Raw genomic sequence first — 17,603 nt, 5'->3', positions numbered from 1 at the left:
CGCTCAGGGAAACCAGCGGCGCAGATAGCGTGCGGTAGCCCCCTGCCTGGCGCGACTGACCTGGGCCGGCGTGCCTTCGGCCACGATCCGGCCGCCCTCCTCGCCCGCGCCTGGCCCCACATCGATCACCCAGTCCGCATCGGCCACCACGCGCAGGTCGTGCTCGACCACCACCACCGTGTTGCCGGCATCGACCAGGCCGTGCAGTTGCGTCATCAGCTTGTCCACATCGGCCGGATGCAGGCCGGTGGTCGGTTCATCCAGCACGTACAGGCTGTTGCCGTGCTGGCTGCGCTGCAGCTCTGTCGCCAGCTTGATCCGCTGCGCCTCGCCACCGGACAGCTCGGTGGCGGGCTGGCCCAGGCGCAGATAGCCCAGGCCGATATCCCGCAGCAGTTGCAGCGGCCGCTGCACGGGCGGCTCTTCGGCGAAGAAGGCCAAGGCTTCCTCCACCGTCATCGCCAGCACCTGCGCGATGTTGCGGCCGTTCCACTGCACCTCCAGCGTCTTGGCGTTGTAGCGCTGCCCATGGCAGGTCGGGCATGGCGCGTAGACGCTGGGCATGAACAACAGCTCGACGTGGACGAAGCCCTCGCCTTCGCAGGTTTCGCAGCGGCCTGCCGCGACGTTGAACGAGAAGCGGCCCACGCTGTAGCGGCGTGCCTTGGCCGAGCGGGTGCCGGCAAACAGACGGCGCACATGATCGAACAGGCCGGTGTAGGTGGCCAGGTTGGAGCGCGGCGTCCGCCCGATCGGTTTCTGGTCGACGTTGACCAGACGCTTGATCGCCTTGGCCCCGCTCAACCGGCCACGGGTGCGTTCGATGCGGCTGGGCTGCGGCAGGTCGGTGTCGGTCTCTTCGATGACCGGCTCCTGCCCCAGGTGCTCGCCGACCAGCTCGACCAGCGCCTGGCTGACCAGACTCGACTTGCCCGAGCCGGAGACACCGGTCACCGCCGTGAACGCCCCAAGTGGAAAGCGTGCATCCACGCCATGCAGGTTGTTGCGGTGAACGCCCTGCAGGCCCAGCCAGCCGGACGGCGCGCGCGGCGTGCGGCGCGGACCGGCGGCGTCCTGGAACAGATACGGCGCCGTGGCCGAGGCCTTGATCGTGCGCAGGCCGTCGGGCGGACCGCTGTAGAGCACCTGGCCGCCGTGCTGACCCGCACCCGGGCCGACATCCACCAACCAGTCCGCGCGGCGCAGCATCTCGAGATCATGTTCCACCACGAACAGCGTGTTGCCGCCAGCCTTGAGCTGGGCCAGTGCGTCGTACAGGGCCTCGCCATCGGCGGGATGCAGGCCGGCGGTGGGCTCATCGAGCACGTACACGACGCCGAACAGGCTGGAGCGGATCTGCGTGGCCAGGCGCAAGCGCTGCAGTTCGCCCGGCGACAGCGTCGGGGTCGCGCGGTCCATCGACAGATAGCCCAGACCGAGCGATTGCAGCGTGCCGATCCGTTCGACCAGATCGTGCGCGATGCGCTGGGCCGCGATGCGTTTCTCTTCGGACAGATCCGGCGTCCTACGTACGTCGCTGCCGCCGGCGTGCGCGTTGCCACCGGCAGCTACCCGCTTGGCCGTGGCCTGCTTGCCGGCGCTGCGGCTGCGCGTGGCGGTTGCTGCCGCTACCTCGAAATGCCCCTCTGCCGCCGGACGCAATGCCTGTGCCATGGCGCTGAGCGGCAGTTGCGACAACGTGCCGATATCCATGCCGGCGAAGGTCACCGAGAGCGCTTCGCGCTTCAGCCGGCGGCCATCACAGACCGGGCACTTTGCGCCGATCATGTAACGTGCCACGCGCTTTTTCATCATCGCGCTTTGCGTGGTGGCAAAGGTATGCAGTACGTAACGGCGGGCTCCGCTGAAGGTGCCCATGTAACTGGGCTCCTCCTTGCGACGCACGGCGGCGCGGGTTTCGGCCGGGGTGAAGCCGGCATACACCGGCACCACCGGCTGTTCCTCGGTGAACAGGATCCAGTCGCGCTGCTTTTTCGGTAGATCGCGCCAGGGAACATCCACGTCGTAGCCAAGCGTGACCAGGATGTCGCGCTGGTTCTGCCCGTGCCACGCCGGCGGCCATGCGGCGATGGCGCGCTCGCGGATGCTCAGCGACGGATCGGGTACCATGGACTGCTCGGTCACCTCATACACGTAGCCCAGGCCGTGGCAGTTCGGGCAGGCGCCCTGCGGCGTGTTCGGCGAGAAGTCTTCGGCGTACAGCATGGGTTGCTTGGCCGGATAGGTACCGGCGCGCGAGTACAGCATCCGCAGCAGACTCGACAGCGTGGTCACGCTGCCGACGCTGGAGCGCACGCTGGCCGTGCCGCGCTGCTGCTGCAAGGCCACGGCCGGCGGCAGCCCTTCGATCGCATCCACATCCGGCACGCCGACCTGGTCGATCAGCCGGCGCGCATACGGCGACAGTGATTCCAGGTAGCGGCGCTGTGCCTCGGCGTAGAGCGTGCCGAACGCCAGCGATGACTTTCCCGAACCGGAGATGCCGGAGAACACCACCAGCGCATCGCGCGGGATGTCGACATCCACGTTCTTGAGGTTGTGTTCGCGTGCGCCGCGGACGCGGACGACGGCGGTGCTGGGCGGGGTACGACGCGCTGGCTTCTTCATGGGCGCAGGATAGCGAACCGCACTGGCTCACCGCCGGTGAGGGCCCGTGAAGGGCGCGTTGATCCGGCACCGGCCACGCCGGTCCGAACGTGCGAGAGTGAAGAAGGGAACAGCACCTTCACAGCGATTGCGCTGAACTACCGCTGGGAGTGCGGTGGATTGCCGCCAACACGCCACGCCGTACGGAGAGAGACCGCCATGACCGCCTTGAAAATCTTCCTGCTCGCCGGTGCACTGCTTTACGGCCTGCCGGGGCTGGTGTGGTGGGTGAATCATCGGCGGGCCAAACGCGCCCGGCTGGCCCAGCGCGTGATCAGCGTGGATGCCCCTGCGCCATGAGCGACGCTGCCGGGAGGACTGCCGAATGCCATTGACCGACGAACAGCGCCGCATCCTCGATGACATCAATGCCACGCGGCCGGTCAGTGACGAGGACGCCAACTGGGCGGTGAAGGCCGGCTATGCAGCCCAGGCCGAAGATGGCGACATCGACCTGACCCAGGCCGGTCGCCAGCTTGTGGATTCCAGCACGCTCTAGACGTGCCGGGATCGATCAGACCGGTGCGAAACCGCGGGTGGTCTTCTTTTCGTTCTTCTCGGCCTTCTTTTCCTTCGCCGTCTTGGCAGGCTTCTTTTTCGTTTCTTTCTGCTTGTTCAGGCCCTTGGCCATGGCAGCGTTCCCGGTTGGATGTTCCGCAGCATGGCACATCCGGGGCGTTTCAACGCATCGGTGCGGCATGCACGCCCCGGCTCAGATCACCCGGGCGGGTCGTTGCAGCCGGCGCCCCACAACGCACACCAGCACTGCGGTCGCCGCGAAGCCGCCGGCCAGCCAGAGATTGGCGCTCAAACCGTGCCGGTCGAGCGCCTGACCGCCCAGCCATGCGCCCGACGCGATACCGATGTTGAAGACGCCGACGTAGGCCGCGGAAGCCACCTCCACCGCGCCGGGCGCAGCCTTCATCATCCAGGTCATCAACCCGACCGATACGCCGCCGTAGGCCAGCCCCCACGCGATCAGCGCGATGGCACCGCCGGCGCGCGCGTCACCGATGGACAGAAACAGCAGCGGCGCCAGCACCAGGCCCGCCGCGATCAGCACCACCGTCGGTGCCGTGTATCGCGCCGCCACAATGCCCGCGAGGAAATTCCCGGCCATCCCGGCAGCGCCGTAGCAGAACAACAGCAGCCCCACCCAGCGCGCGTCGAATCCTGAGACTGTCATGAGCATCGGCCGCACGAAGGTGAAGGCAGTGAAGTGTCCGGCGACCAGCAGCAGGGTCAGCAGCAGCCCGAGCTGCAGCCCCCGGTTGCCCAGCTGCTCACCGAACTGGCGCACGGTGGTGGTATGGGTGGACGGCAGCCTGGGCACGACAGCCCAGTGCAGGCCGAGTACCGCAGCGCTGAGCAGGGCCATGCTGCCGAAGGCCCAGCGCCATCCCAACAGCTCACCGATCAAGGCGCCGAGGGGAACGCCCAGCACCGAGGCCGCCGCCACACCGCCAAAGATGAGCGAGGTGGCCAGACCGACCGATCGCGTCGGCACGAGCCGCATGGCCAGCCCGCCGGCAATCGCCCAGATGCCGCCCATGCACAACCCGACCAACACGCGCGCCGCCAGCATCCAGCCCAGCGTGGGTGCGAAGGCCGCGCCCAGATTGGCGATCACCAGCAGGCCCAGCAGCCCGCACAGCAGCGCGCGTCGGTCCAGCCGGCCGGAGGCGATGACCACGAGCGGGGCGAACAACGCCGCCAGCAACGCCGGCAGCGAGACCATCAGGCCTGCGGTGCCGGTGCTGGCCTGCAGGGCGTCGGCGATCGGGGTCAGCAGCCCGACCGGCAGCATCTCGGTGGTCACGACCGAGAACGTGGCCAGACTCACGGCGGTGACCGCCCACCAGGGGTGGCGTGCATCGGGCTGTCGTCCGGGAAGGGGGGGCGTCATGCTGCAGCTCCGTGTGGTGTGAGTGTTCCAGGTAATTGCATCAGGCATCCCCCGAGGCGTGTGCCGGGGGCAGACGCAACCTGCGATGCGCGGACATCGCGGCCAGCAGCACCGCGCCGCCGGCACACACCGCGATGAGGAATCCCGCGCGCACCCCATGGGCATCCACCCACTGGCCGGACGCGGCGGCACCCAATGCGACACCGACGTTCAATGCCGCCAGCAGCCAGGTCATGCCTTCGGTCAACTGACGCGCCGGCACCTGTTGCTCGATCAGCGACATCGCCACGATCATGGTCGGTGCGAAGAACACGCCGGCCACGAACACCGCCGCGCCCAAGCCGAACAGGCTGCCTGCCCACCACAGCGGCAGTGTCGTCAGTGCGGTCGCCAGACCGCCCAGCAGCAACCAGCGGTGCAACGGCGCCGGCAGCTTCAAGGCGCCGAACATTACCCCGGACAGGCAGGAGCCGGCGGCATAGGCGGACAACACCAGGCTCGCGGCCGCCGGCTGGCCAACGTGCGCGGCGAAGGCGACGCTGACGACATCCACCGTGCCCACGATCACGCCCATGGCGACCATCAACAGCGCGAGCCAGCGCACGCTGGGCAGGTGCATGACAGACCCGTCGCGCATGGCGGTCGGCAGGACTGCCTCGATGAGCGGCTCCGTCCGGCGCTGGGCGATCAAGACCAGCACGCCGATCGGCAACAGCACCGCAGCGGCGAGTACACCGGCGTGGGGAAGCACCGCGACCGCCAGGCCGATCGACAGCGGCGGCCCGGCGATGAAGGTGACCTCATCGAAGACGGTTTCCAGCGCGTACGCGGTCTGCAGCTGCCGCTGGCCGCGATAGATCGCGGTCCAGCGCGCGCGCACCATCGCGGACATGCTGGGCATCGCGCCGGCCAGCAGTGCGCCGACGAAGAGCAGCGCGGTCGGCGCCTCCCACCACGAGGCGCCGAGCAGGAGCAGCAGCCCGGCCACGCTGACGCCGGTGGCCAGCGGCAGTACCCGGCGCTGTCCATGCCGGTCGACGAGACGGGAGACCTGCGGTGAGAGCAGCGCGTAGGTCAGCACGAAGGTGGCCGCCACCGCGCCGGCCAGGGCATAGCTGCCCCGCACCTGGGCGAGCAGCGTAATGATGCCGATGCCGGTCATGGGCAAGGGAAGCCGCGCCAGCAGGCCGGCCAACGCGAAGCCGAGGCTGCCCGGGGCTGCGAACAGCTGTCGATAGGGGTTGGTCACGGTTCTCTGCACTGCCTTTGCGCCACTTACATACACATCGTATGTTTAAAATCCTATATACATACGCATCGGATGTAAACAATCATCCGTCACGTATGTAAGGAGATGATGATGGTTCGCCGCACCCGCGCCGACATGGAGCAGACCCGTGCCACGCTGCTGGCCACCGCCCGCGCGGTCTTCAGCGCGCGTGGCTACGCCGAGACCTCCATGGACGATCTCACCGCGCAGGCCGGACTCACCCGTGGCGCGCTGTATCACCACTTCGGTGACAAGCAGGGCCTGCTCGCGGCCGTCGTCGATCAGATCGACGCCGAGATGGACGACCGCCTCAAGGCCATCTCCGACGCCGCCGAGGACCCGTGGGTGGGCTTTCGTCTGCGCTGCATGGGGTACCTGGAGATGGCACTGGAGCCGACCATCCAGCGCATTGTCCTGCGCGACGCGCGCGCGGTACTGGGCGGTGCCTCGCCGGAATCGCAGCGCCACTGCATCGATTCCATGCAGCGCCTGCTCGCCTGCCTGATCGATCAGGGCGTGGTCGCCGAGGCCAACCCGCAGGCCCTCGCCTCGCTGGTGTACGGCAGCCTGGCCGAGGCAGCGTTCTGGATCGCCGATGGCGACGATGGCGATGCGCGGCTGGCACAGAGCGTGGCGGCGCTCGACCTGCTGCTGCGTGGGCTGCGGGTCACCCCACAGCACTGACCGCTCATCCGGTCAGGCCGCCATTGGATCCAGTCCCTGACCGCAGGTCATATATCGCTCCATGTGATCGCAGGGCCACCCCTACGCTTCTCCCATCTACTGAAGGAGAGGACGCATGAAGATTCTGGGTGTTGTGCTGATGGCATCGGCGCTGGTGATGAGCGGCCCGACCGCGGCAAAGAACGCTGCCCCGGCCACGGACCGGACAGCGGCGCTGGTCCGCGAGGCCGATGCGTTCTTCAAGGACCAGCAGCCGGGCGGCGTGGTCCTGGTGACCCAGGGCGACCAGGTCCTGCTGCGCCGGGCCTATGGCATGGCCGATATCGAGAATGGCGTGGCGATGCGACCGGAGGCCACGCTGCGGCTGGCCTCGGTGACCAAGCAGTTCACCGCCGTTGCCGTGCTGCAGCTGGTGCAGGCCGGCACGCTGCGCCTGGATGCCCCGCTCGACACGCTGGACCCAAGCCTGGCAGGCCCGATGGGCAAGGTAACCGTCCAGCAGCTGCTCACCCATACCTCCGGCATCAAGAACGTCAGCAGCATTCCGGCATCGCGGGCCGCGCGTCGCGAGGAGGCCGATGCGCTCAGCCTGATCGGCTACTTCAAGGATCTGCCGCTGGAGTTCGCCTCCGGCACGCGGTTCCGCTACAGCAACTCCAACTACATCGTGCTGACCCACCTGATCCAGCGCCTGTCCGGCCAGTCCTATGCCGAATACATGCAGCAGGCGATCTTCCAGCCGCTGGGCATGCAGCACACCCGCTATGACACCCACCTGGCCATCATCCCGGGCCGTGCGCATGGCTATCGGAAAGCGCAGGGCGTGCTGCAGAACGCGGACTTCATCAGCATGACCCAGCCCCAGGGCGCGGGTGGCCTGATCAGCACGGTGGACGATCTCGCACGTTGGCACCAGGCACTGCGCGACGGCACGCTCGTACCCGCCGCGTTGCTGGCGCAGGCCATGAGCAAGACCGCGCTGGCCGACGGCAAGGCATCGCCGTACGGCTTCGGTTGGATCATCGGCTAGGTACAGGGCGTGGCCGATGTGGAGCATGGCGGCTTCATCAACGGCTTCAACAGCTACGTGGTGCAGCTCAAGGCACCGGATGTGTTCGCCACGGTGCTGACCAATGCGGAGTTTCTCGATCCGACCACGCTGACCGTACGCCTGGCCGCGATTGCCGCCGATGTCCCGTATGCGGCCACCGTGGCACCCAGTGCGAAGGACGCCGTCTGGCTCGGCCGCTACGTGCTGGCCGACGATGACGTGCGGGTGCTGTCGCTGGTCGATGGTCACCTGCAGCTGCTTCGCCAGGGCGAAGGGGAGGAGCCGGTCGCGGTCAGCCCCGGCACCGATGGCCGTTACTACTTCGATGGCGGTCTGGATGCCCTGAGCTTCGCCACTGCCGACGACGGCCGCGCGGTCATGACCGTGCACGACCGCCTGATGGGCGATACCGTCGGCTACCGTGCGCCGGCCGTGACCGCCCCGGCTGCAGGCTCAGCACATCCCTGAAGCGCGCGCTCTGGCGGCGGGAGACCTCCACTTCGAGCCCGCCGCGCAGGGTGAGCATCAGCCCGCCATTGCTCCAGGGCGCCACCTGCTCCACGTAATCCAGGTTGACGATGTACTGGCGGTTGGCCCGGAAGAACTTCTCCGGTGCCAGCTGCGTTTCAATCGCGCCCAGCGGGCGATACAGCAGCGGTGCGTGCTGCTGGAAGTAGACCCGGCTGTAGTTGCCGACCGCCTCGATCACCCGCACGTCGCGCGGCTTGACCAGGTAGCACTGCTCGCCATCCTTGATGAAGATCGGGCTGTCCATCGAACGCCGTACCGGCGTGACGGCCACTGCCTCGGTCAGTTTGTGGATGGCCTGCGCCAGCCGCTGCGGCTCGATCGGCTTGAGCAGGTAATCCACGGTGTTGTAGCCGAAGGCCTTGAGCGCATGTGCATCGAAGGCAGTGGTGAACACGATGCGCGGCACCTGGGTCAGCCGCGCGAGCACATCGAAGGCATTACCGCCGGGCAGATCGATATCCAGGAACACCACGTCCGGTGTGGTGGACTCGATCAAGGCGATGGCGGCATCCACATCGCCGGCATGGCCAACCACACTCAGTTGTGGGTACGCCTTGAGCTGGTGCTCCAGCTCGAAACGCGCCAGTTCCGAGTCTTCGACGATGACGGCGTCGATCATGCTGCGCTCCCGATCCAGACACGGGCGACGACGCTGTCGCCCTGTTCTTCCAGGCTCAGGCCTGCATCGCTGCCGAAGGACAACTGCAGCCGCTGCCTGAGATTGTTCAAGCCTGTGCCGGTGCCATCGGGCGCTCGAAGCTGGCCACTGTTGCGCACCTCGATGCGCAACCCGCCGGCCGGCGCGGCAATGGCGACGTGCAGATCCCCGCCGGTGCTGCTGAGCCCCAGCCCATGCTTGACGGCATTCTCCACCAGCAACTGCACGCAGAAACGCGGCACCTGCCGGTGCAGCGCCACCGCGTCCACCCGCTCGCTGTAGCGCAACCGTGCACCCAACTGCAGACCGACCAGACTCAGGTGATCGCGCACTACCGCCATCTCTTCTTCCACGGTCACCAGCGCGTCCTCGCTGCCGGTGAACTGGTAACGCAACGTGCTGGCAAACCGCGTGATCTGCTCACGTGCCAGGTCCGGATCCTTGAGGATCAGCGCGCGGATGTTGTTGAGGGTGTTGAAGGTGAAGTGCGGGCTGATATGCCCGAGCAGGCGCTGCAGATGCGCTTCCTTGAGCGCCAGCTGCAGATCCTTCTGGTGACGGGCCGCTTCGGCCAACCGGGTCTGCCGGCTGATGGCCAGATACAGCAGGCTCCAGGCGATGAAGGCCGGCGCCAGCAGTGGCGCACGCGAGATCATCGGCTGTGCATCGTGCAGAGCCGCCAGCCCCGGCGAGAGGCCTGCCAGCAAAGAGAGCAGCAGATACACCACCACGTCCACACCAACCGCGGCGAGCACACTGGCGACCAGCAGCATGCCCAGCCAGCGCAGCTCCCCATAGCCGTCGGCCTGCACCTTGCGGTACAACCAGCGCAGCCCCAAGCTGGCCAGGAGGCCACCGATGCTGACCGCAGCCACCGCCAGGAACTGAAGCGCGTCCGGCACGGACGCTTCACTCGGTCGCGCAATGAAGGCGATCAGCGCGAACAGCGACCAACCCAGCACGTGCAGGAGCCAGAAGCGTGGGGTCACTGCATCGATCCGCTGGAGGGGAGCCGTACTCTACCCGATCCGGCTGGCCGCCCCCGCTCAGCGCCGGCGCGACGTCATCCGCGGCTGCAGCGCGTCCAGGGCGCTGGCGTTGCGGCGCGCCCAGTCGTAGATCAGTTCGATCGGTTCCACCAGTTGCCGCCCCAGCGGGGTCAGCGAGTACTCCACCGAGGGCGGCACGGTGGGGTACTCGGTGCGCAGCACGATCCCGGCATGCTCCATGTCGCGCAGGGTCTGGATCAGCATTTTCTTCGAAATGGCCGGCAGGCTGCGGTGCAGGGTGTTGCTGCGGGCCGTGCCGTCGTGGCGCACGGCCAGGGTATGCAGCACCATCGAGGTCCACTTGGTGCTGAACAGCTCCAGCACCCGCCGGGGCGCGCAATCCTCCTGCCAGTGTTCTTCGGGACTGCCGGCTTTCATGTGTGGTTACCGTTTGGTGCCTTCTTTCGAGGCGTACCTCGATATCCTAAGGTGTGCGCCTGTAAAGCAATGAAAGAGGCAACATCGTGAGGCAGAAAGCGTTGGTGGTGGGTGCCACCGGGATCGTCGGCAGTGCGCTGATCCAGCAGTTGCTGCAGGAAGGCTGGGAGGTGCATGGCCTGGCGCGTCGGCCCGCGTCTTTGCCGGCGGGCGCCCACGGCGTTTCGGCTGATCTGCGTGATGCCCAGGCCACACGTGAAGCGCTTTCCGGACTGGCACCCACGCATGTGTTCATCACCACCTGGTCCCGGCAGGCCAACGAGGCCGAGAACATCCGGGTCAACAGCGCGATGGTGCGCCATCTGCTGGATGCACTGCAGCCGGCCGGCACGGTGCAGCATGTAGCACTGGTCACGGGCCTGAAGCACTACCTGGGGCCGTTCGAAGCCTATGCGCAGGGCAACCTGCCGCAGACCCCATTCCGTGAAGAACAACCGCGCCTGCCGGTGGACAATTTCTACTACGCACAGGAAGACGAGGTGTTCGCCGCCGCCGCGCGCGATGGGTTTCACTGGAGCGTGCATCGCCCGCATACGGTGATCGGTGCGGCGGTCGGCAATGCCATGAACATGGGCACCACGGTGGCCGTGCATGCCACCCTGTGCCGCCACACCGGGCGCCCGTTCCAGTTCCCGGGCTCGCGCGCGCAGTGGGAAGGGGTGACCGACATGACCGATGCCGGCGTGCTGGCACGGCACCTGCTGTGGGCCACCCGGACCCCGGCGGCGGCCAATCAGGCCTTCAACGTGGTCAACGGCGATGTATTCCGCTGGCGCTGGATGTGGGGCCGGATCGCCGCGTGGTTCGATATCGAGGCCGTGCCGTTCAGCGGTGAGGTGCAGCCGCTGGCGGTGCAGATGGCCAACGATGCTGCGCCATGGTCTGCACTGGCCGCCACGCACGGTCTGGCAGAGCCGGATATCCACCGGCTGATCTCTCCCTGGCACACCGATGCCGATCTCGGGCGCCCGCTGGAGGTGATCACGGACATGTCCAAGAGCCGCCGGATGGGGTTCCTGGATTACCAGCCCAGCGACGATGCCTTCTTTGCGCTGTTCGCCAGGCTGCGGGCGGCCAGGTTGATTCCCTGAAGCGCTGCCACCAACGCTGAGAGGGTTCCACAGCGGCCCCCCGCAGCGATACGCTATGGCGGCTGCCTCGGGTCGCCTGCAGTCCGGGAGACCTGGGAGCCTGACCGCCCCCCCTGATCGCAGGTACCGCTTGAGCTCCTCACCCTCCACCGGTACCCACGGCGAACGTGATGCCGAGCGCGTCAAGCTGGCGCTGGCCGCTGGCGCGATCATCGGCACCTGGTTCTGGGATGTTGCCCAGGACAGCCTCACCGTCGACGATGCACTCGCCCAGGCACATGGCCTGGACCCGGCGCTGGCCCGCAGCGAACTGCGCCTGGAGCAGGTGGTCTCCGTGGTTCACCCGGACGATCGCCAGGGGCTGACGCAGGCGATCGACGAAGCCGTCCGCCGCGGCGGGCGCTATGCCCACCAGTACCGGACCCGCGGTCCGGACGGTGCTTACCGCTGGATCGAGGCCATCGGCCGTGTCGACCTGGACGCCCAGGGCAACGCGGTCGGGTTTCCGGGCGTCCTGATCGATATCGATGAACGCCGCCGCGTGGAGGCCGAACGCGATCAGGCACAGACCCTGTTGCGTTCCTTCGTCGAAGCGGCGCCCGGCGTGGTCTACGCCAAGGACCGGCAGGGCCGGATCCTGATCGGCAACCGCGGCACCACCGATCTGATCGGCCTGCCGCCCGACGCCTACGTGGGCCGTACCGATGCCGAGCTGCTTGCCGATCCTGTGCAGGCCGCCACCGTCATGGCTACCGACGAACGGGTCATGGCCAGTGGGCAGACCGAGCAGTTGGAAGAAGAAGTGAGTTTCCGCGATGGCCGGCGCGCCCACTGGTTGTCGACCAAGTCGCCGCTTCGCGACCCCGACGGCACGGTGATCGGGCTGGTCGGCACGTCACTGGACATCACCGACCGCAAGGCCGCCGAAGCCCGTCATCTGGAGGCGGAAGAGCGCTACCGGCTGGCGGCCCACGCCACCAACGATGCGATCTGGGACTGGCGTATCTCCGATGGCCACGTGATCTGGAACGAGGCGCTGACCACCCTGTTCGGCCATGCGCTTAGTGAAACCAGTGCGCAGTGGTGGCTGGACCATATCCACCCCGATGACCGTGCGCGCGTCGATGCGGATATCCATGCCGTGATCGAAGGCGACGGCACCGCGTGGAACAACGAATACCGGTTCCGACGCACCGATGGCAGCTTCGCCTCCGTGCTCGACCGCGGGACCGTCCTGCGGGGCAGAGGCGGCGAACCGCTGCGGATGATCGGCGCGATGCTGGACCTGACCGTACGTGAAGCCGCCGAGGCCGCCCTGGCCAAAAGCGAGGAGCGCCTGCGTTTTGCCACCGAGGCAGGCGACATGGGCTTCTGGGATGTCGACCTGGTCCGCGATGCGTTGATCTGGCCGCCCCGGACCAAGGCGATGTTCGGCATCTCTCCCGATGTCCCGGTGTCACTGCGTGACTTCAACGACGGCATCCACCCCGACGACCGCGAAGCGACCCTGGCCGCCTTCGCCGCCGCAGCCGACCCGGTGCAGCGTGCCCTCTACGACGTGGAGTACCGCACGATCGGCAAAGAGGACGGCGTCGTTCGCTGGGTCGCAGCCAAAGGCCGCGGTCACTTCGAGGGCGACCGCTGCGTGCGCGTGGTGGGGGTGGTGATCGAGATCACCGCGCGCAAGATCGCCGATGCGCGCCTGAAAGAATTGAACGAGCACCTGGAAAGCCGCGTGCTCGAAGAGGTCGCCGAGCGCACCCGCGTGGAAGATGCGCTTCGGCAGAGTCAGAAGATGGAGGCCGTCGGCCAGCTCACCGGCGGTATCGCCCACGACTTCAACAACATGCTGGCGACCGTGATCGGCCCGCTGGATCTGCTGGCGATGCGGCTCGGCGACAACGACCCGCGCGCCAAGCGCTACATCGACATGGCCATCGATGGCGCCACCCGGGCGGCACAGCTCACCCAGCGGTTGCTGGCGTTCTCGCGCCAGCAGCCATTGCAGCCGGTGCCATTGGATGTGAACCAGCTGGTGGCAGGCATGTCCGACCTGCTGGTGCATTCCCTGGGCAGCAGCATCCGCTTGCAGACCGTACTGGCCGCCGACCCGTGGCGGACGTTCGCCGATGCCAATCAGCTGGAGAACGTGATTCTCAACCTGGCCGTCAATGCGCGCGATGCGCTGCCTGGCGGTGGGCGCCTCACGGTGGAAACCGCCAACGGCGAGATCACGGCGGGCACAGCCTCCGCGCCGGCGGATGTTCCCGACGGCCAGTACGTTCTGATCACCGTCACCGACAACGGCAGCGGCATGCCGCCGGAGGTCATCGCCAAGGCATTCGATCCGTTCTTCACAACGAAGAAGGTGGGACAAGGCACGGGGCTTGGCCTGTCGCAGGTGTATGGCTTCGTCAAACAGTCGGCCGGTCACGTGAAGATCCGCTCTGCCGTCGGGCAGGGAACAACGGTGACCCTGTATCTGCCGCGCCTCATGGCCGACATCGCCGCCGCGCCTTCGCCGACAACCAGCGGTACCGCTCCGCTGAGCGGGGGCCGCGAACGTGTGTTGATCGTGGAAGACGAGCCCGGCGTCCGCCAGTTCTCCATCGATGCGTTGAGCGAGCTGGGCTACCCGGTGCTCGCCGCCGAGGGTGCCGCCGCGGCGCTGGCGCTGCTCGACAGCCATCCGGACATCGCGCTGTTGTTCACCGATGTGGTGATGCCCGAGGTCAACGGGCGGCAGCTGGCCGATGAGGCACTCAAGCGACGGCCGGATCTGAAAGTGCTGTTCACCACCGGCTACAGCCGCAATGCGCTGGAGCACGACGGCGTACTGGACCCCAGCGTCCACCTGATCGGCAAGCCGTTCACGCTGGAGGAGTTGGCCCTGCGAGTGCGCGCGGTGCTTGCCGAGGTGCGCTGACGCGAGGACTCCGGGAATCGAATTCCGGAGTCCTGGAACGTAGTGCACGCCCTTGATTCGACACGGATCAGACAGCCTGCTGGCTCCTGCCTGCCTGGGTCCACCATGAAACGTTCACTGCTCTGCGCCCTCTTCTCCGCCGCGCTGCTGTTCTCGCCCACCACCGTTCTGGCACAGACCAGTGACCATGACGCCGTAGACCAGCTCATGCAGAAGATGCTGCGTGGCTTCGAGGCAGGCGACCCGGCGCTGATATTCGAGGTACTCAGGAAAGATGGCGTGGTGGTGGGCTACTCCCCCGCCGCCGGCCGCATGGTCACGCAGACCACGGAAGAATGGGCCAAAGGCTTCACTGGCGAGCCGGCCACGGATGAGGCGCAGCGCAAACGCAGTTACCGGATCCTGGACGTCACCCCACACGCTGCGCAGGTGAAGCTGACGCTGGACTACCCTGGTTGGGATGGCGAAGACTACCTTGCCCTGCTGAAAATCGATGGCAAGTGGATGATCGTGAGCAAATCATGGAGCGGCCAACGCAAGTCGCCGGCGTCATGAGTCTTCATCCTTCATGCTCACGTACAGCGTCGGCACGGCCTTCATGAAATCCCCCAGTCGTCCCATCTGGATCTGCAGATCATCGGGGAGGACGTCGGCCGCAGCGTCGAGCAGTGCCTGGCAGTGCTGCTCGAACGGTGCGACCACGCGACGGCGTGGCTCGAGCATGAAGGAGTAACAGGCCTGGCTCGACCACGGCGGGGGCGCCAGCGCGTAGTGCGAGCTGCCCAAGGCAAACAACGGTGCGTGGCTCTCGCCTGGCAGCGACAGCGTGATGTCGTTGGCGTTCACCTCGGCCCGGGTGTGGGTGCGCTGGATCGCCCACGCATCGAGTGTGTTGCGGCCCGGCACCGGGCCCACGGTGCCGTCCACGGCGCCCGCCAGCAGGGACAGCGCGGCATCCACGCTCACACCGTAGTGGTCCAGCATGTGAGGCTCCAGCGCCATCCACAGCTGTATCGCGCCGGCCACCGGACCATAAGCATGCAGGATGTCTGCTGGTGCCAACGCCGGCAGCAGCGTGGACTGCACCAGCTGCGCGAGTTCCTCCACGCTGCGTGTGGCGCTGGTGACGGTCAGGAACAGATACGGCGCCATCCCCGCCCGCTCGGACTCAAGCGTCGGCACGGCCGCCGCCCCCTCCGCGGCATTGCCGCGCGCGCACGAGGGCAACAATGCGGCGCCCGCAAGCGCGGCCAACAGCAGGCGCCGCCGCGCCAGAAATTGAGTGTCATCCATGTGCAGAGAATACACGGGGGTAAAAGCGACCCGCTTGACGGGCCGCGTATTTTCTCAATACTGCGCCAATGCTCAGCCAACACTTTCTCTTCTTCTTCGCCATGCTGGGCGCCTTCAATGGCATCGTCGCGGCGTCGGTATTGTGGTGGCGCGCCAAGGGTGAGCCCACGCAGCGCTGGCTCTCACTGCTGATCCTGATGGTGGGTGTGCGAACGGGAAAATCCGTGGCCTTCCACTTCTGGCCGGATATTCCGCTGGTCGTTCTCCAGCTCGGGCTGACCGCCTGTTTCCTGATCGGCCCCTGCCTCTACTTTCTGGTGCGCTCCAGCCAACGCGAGACTGCGGGAACGGACACAAACGGCCGGTGGCACCTCGCCGCGCTGCTGGGGATCGCCGTTGTAGTGAATGTCCTGCTGCCCTACACCCGCAACATCGAACTGTGGCGATACGTCATCACGCCGGGCATCAACTATGCCTGGCTGGGCTATCTGCTGCTCACCACCGTGCAGGTGTATCGCCACCGTGCGCGGCTGCGGTCCTCGCCGTCCGCCACGCTTCTGCTTGGGGCGCTGGGGGGCATCTGGATCATCTGGATCGCGTACTACACGGCGGGATACACGTCCTATATCGTCGGCGCGCTGTCCTTCACGTTCGTTCTCGCGGTAAGCGTTCTGGTCGGGCTCCGCCTGCGCTCGGGCCGGGCAACGATCGAGCCCTATCAGGACCGTCGGATCCCCGAGTCCGACGCCGCCGTTCAACTGCAGGCCCTGGCCGAGCTGATGGCGCGCGAGCGGTTGCATCTGGACCCTGCCCTGACCCTGCCCCGCCTCGCCCGCCGGCTTGGCATGCCCCAGACCCGGCTGTCGCAGCTGCTCAACGACAACAACCAGACCTCGTTCAAGCAGTACCTTACCCAGCTGCGGGTGATCGAAGCCAAGGCGATCCTGCAACAGCAGCCTCCCAAGCCGCTGGATATCGTGGCGCAGGAAGCGGGCTTCCAGTCCATGTCGACCTTCTACAGCGCATTCAAGAAGTGCGAGGGCGTCACCCCGGCGGCCTACCGCACGGCCGCCACACACTCCTAGAATCGATTTCCGCACTCCGGGAAGACGCTGCAATACATTGATTTGAAAGCGATTGGATACGGTGCTGGCTCCTTCCTGCGAGTCAGCGCCATGCAGACGTTACGTACCATCGCCACCTTCGTATTGCTCCTGCTCAGCGTCTGGCTGGGCGGTACCTGCACCACCGACGCTGCGCCGCGGACCACGGTTCCCACCGCCATGGGACAGCCCGCCAGCGGCCAGCAGGACCGCATCCTGTTCATCATCGCCAGCGCCAAGGTGCATGGAACCTCCACGCTCCCGGCCAGCGTCAGCTTTGGCGAGGTGGTGCATGCCTGGGATGTCTTCCATGCCGCCGGCTACGCGGTGGACTTCGTGTCGCCCGACGGCGGCGCCGTACCGATTCTGGATGACTACGTCAGCGACGACGTGGCGCACCGTCTGGACGATGCCCGGATCATGCGCGGGCTGCGCGGCACCGTCACCCCGTCACAGATCGATCCCACGCAGTACCGGGCGGTGTACTACGTGGGCGGCAGCAATGCCATGTACGGGGTCGCCGAGAGCGTGGCGCTGCAGCGCATTGCCATGCAGGTCTACGAGGGCAACGGCGGGGTGATCTCGGCTGTCTGCCACGGGACGGCCGGCATCGTGAATCTCCAGCTTGCCGGTGGCCAGTACCTGGTCTCGGGCAAGCGCATCAGCGGCTATCCCGAAGAGCACGAACGCCAGGATGCGCCGTACTTCAAACAGTTCCCGTTCCTGATCCGCCAGACCGTCGTGTCCCGCGGCGGTGCCTTCCGGACGGTGGAAAGCGATGACCCGCATGTCGAAGTCGATGGCCGGCTGGTGACCGGGCAGAACTACGCCTCTGCAACGCCGGTGGCGCAGGCCGTGGTCGAGGCGCTTCGCATCCACACCGTGCAGGCGTCCAACCAGGCAGCCGCTCAACCCTGATCTCCCAAACCCCGAGGA

At 66.9% G+C, this 17,603-nt stretch carries 17 protein-coding genes; 10 read left to right on the top strand and 7 right to left on the bottom strand.

Annotated elements, in window-relative coordinates; genetic code table 11:
* Positions 1–3: 3 nt before the first annotated feature.
* Entirely contained in the window at positions 4–2,628 is a 2,625-nt protein-coding gene (locus tag ABE463_RS07700; protein ID WP_346467744.1) for an excinuclease ABC subunit UvrA, read from the bottom strand.
* Between the two features lie 198 nt (positions 2,629–2,826).
* On the opposite strand from ABE463_RS07700, the gene ABE463_RS07695 reads away from it, so the two are divergent.
* Together ABE463_RS07695 and ABE463_RS07690 are read left to right on the top strand one after the other, a co-directional pair.
* Positions 2,827–2,967 carry a hypothetical protein gene (locus ABE463_RS07695; protein ID WP_184997194.1) on the top strand — a complete coding sequence of 47 codons (141 nt, stop codon included), beginning with the start codon at positions 2,827–2,829 and terminating at the stop codon, positions 2,965–2,967.
* Between the two features lie 25 nt (positions 2,968–2,992).
* Entirely contained in the window at positions 2,993–3,166 is a 174-nt protein-coding gene (locus ABE463_RS07690) for a hypothetical protein (RefSeq protein WP_184997192.1), read from the top strand.
* Positions 3,167–3,379: 213 nt separating this feature from the next.
* On the opposite strand, the gene ABE463_RS07685 is transcribed toward ABE463_RS07690, so the two are convergent.
* Together ABE463_RS07685 and ABE463_RS07680 are read right to left on the bottom strand one after the other, a co-directional pair.
* Positions 3,380–4,573, bottom strand: coding sequence for an MFS transporter (locus ABE463_RS07685; protein ID WP_346467743.1), 1,194 nt, complete (start codon positions 4,571–4,573; stop codon positions 3,380–3,382).
* 40 nt (positions 4,574–4,613) lie between these two features.
* Positions 4,614–5,822, bottom strand: coding sequence for an MFS transporter (locus ABE463_RS07680; protein WP_346467742.1), 1,209 nt, complete (start codon positions 5,820–5,822; stop codon positions 4,614–4,616).
* A 111-nt stretch (positions 5,823–5,933) separates the two neighbouring features.
* On the opposite strand from ABE463_RS07680, the gene ABE463_RS07675 reads away from it, so the two are divergent.
* From ABE463_RS07675 to ABE463_RS07665, 3 genes are all read left to right on the top strand, one after another.
* Positions 5,934–6,527, top strand: a complete 594-nt coding sequence (locus ABE463_RS07675) for a TetR/AcrR family transcriptional regulator (protein ID WP_346467741.1) — start codon at positions 5,934–5,936, stop codon at positions 6,525–6,527.
* A gap of 115 nt (positions 6,528–6,642) precedes the next feature.
* On the top strand, positions 6,643–7,557 hold the full coding sequence (locus tag ABE463_RS07670) for a serine hydrolase domain-containing protein (protein ID WP_346467740.1): 915 nt from the start codon (positions 6,643–6,645) through the stop codon (positions 7,555–7,557).
* Between the two features lie 9 nt (positions 7,558–7,566).
* Complete coding sequence (locus tag ABE463_RS07665; protein WP_346467739.1) at positions 7,567–8,046, top strand: hypothetical protein; 480 nt, start codon at positions 7,567–7,569, stop codon at positions 8,044–8,046.
* On the opposite strand, the gene ABE463_RS07660 is transcribed toward ABE463_RS07665, so the two are convergent.
* Genes ABE463_RS07660 through ABE463_RS07650 form a run of 3 tightly spaced genes read right to left on the bottom strand, consistent with a single transcriptional unit; the run spans position 7,955 to position 10,194 of the window.
* Positions 7,955–8,728 (bottom strand): LytTR family DNA-binding domain-containing protein, encoded by a 774-nt coding sequence (locus tag ABE463_RS07660; RefSeq protein ID WP_346467738.1) that lies wholly within the window; start codon positions 8,726–8,728, stop codon positions 7,955–7,957. The genes ABE463_RS07665 and ABE463_RS07660 overlap by 92 nt on opposite strands.
* Positions 8,725–9,756, bottom strand: a complete 1,032-nt coding sequence (locus tag ABE463_RS07655) for a histidine kinase (RefSeq protein ID WP_346467737.1) — start codon at positions 9,754–9,756, stop codon at positions 8,725–8,727. Before ABE463_RS07655 ends, ABE463_RS07660 begins: the two co-directional genes overlap by 4 nt.
* Before the next feature lie 57 nt (positions 9,757–9,813).
* The gene (locus ABE463_RS07650) at positions 9,814–10,194 is read right to left on the bottom strand and encodes a helix-turn-helix domain-containing protein (protein WP_346467736.1); all 381 of its coding nucleotides are present in this window, start codon (positions 10,192–10,194) and stop codon (positions 9,814–9,816) included.
* 83 nt (positions 10,195–10,277) lie between these two features.
* Between ABE463_RS07650 and ABE463_RS07645 the strand changes: the two genes are divergently transcribed.
* From ABE463_RS07645 to ABE463_RS07635, 3 genes are all read left to right on the top strand, one after another.
* Positions 10,278–11,345 (top strand): SDR family oxidoreductase, encoded by a 1,068-nt coding sequence (locus ABE463_RS07645; RefSeq protein ID WP_346467808.1) that lies wholly within the window; start codon positions 10,278–10,280, stop codon positions 11,343–11,345.
* Between the two features lie 130 nt (positions 11,346–11,475).
* On the top strand, positions 11,476–14,271 hold the full coding sequence (locus ABE463_RS07640) for a PAS domain-containing protein (RefSeq protein WP_346467735.1): 2,796 nt from the start codon (positions 11,476–11,478) through the stop codon (positions 14,269–14,271).
* A gap of 105 nt (positions 14,272–14,376) precedes the next feature.
* Positions 14,377–14,826, top strand: coding sequence for a nuclear transport factor 2 family protein (locus ABE463_RS07635; protein ID WP_123730020.1), 450 nt, complete (start codon positions 14,377–14,379; stop codon positions 14,824–14,826).
* Here the strand turns inward: ABE463_RS07635 and ABE463_RS07630 are convergent.
* A complete protein-coding gene (locus tag ABE463_RS07630) occupies positions 14,821–15,564 on the bottom strand; it encodes a hypothetical protein (RefSeq protein WP_346467734.1) in 744 nt (247 codons plus the stop codon). The genes ABE463_RS07635 and ABE463_RS07630 overlap by 6 nt on opposite strands.
* Positions 15,565–15,632: 68 nt before the next feature.
* Here ABE463_RS07630 and ABE463_RS07625 point away from each other — a divergent pair, with 68 nt between their 5' ends.
* Both ABE463_RS07625 and ABE463_RS07620 read left to right on the top strand, forming a co-directional pair.
* The gene (locus ABE463_RS07625; RefSeq protein WP_346467733.1) at positions 15,633–16,649 is read left to right on the top strand and encodes a helix-turn-helix domain-containing protein; all 1,017 of its coding nucleotides are present in this window, start codon (positions 15,633–15,635) and stop codon (positions 16,647–16,649) included.
* Between the two features lie 90 nt (positions 16,650–16,739).
* Positions 16,740–17,585, top strand: a complete 846-nt coding sequence (locus ABE463_RS07620; protein WP_346467732.1) for a type 1 glutamine amidotransferase domain-containing protein — start codon at positions 16,740–16,742, stop codon at positions 17,583–17,585.
* Positions 17,586–17,603 lie beyond the last annotated feature (18 nt).

The organism is Stenotrophomonas sp. TWI819, assembly GCF_039673075.1.
In the GTDB taxonomy this organism is placed as follows: domain Bacteria; phylum Pseudomonadota; class Gammaproteobacteria; order Xanthomonadales; family Xanthomonadaceae; genus Stenotrophomonas; species Stenotrophomonas rhizophila_B.
This window is presented reverse-complemented; position numbering and strand designations above follow the sequence as displayed.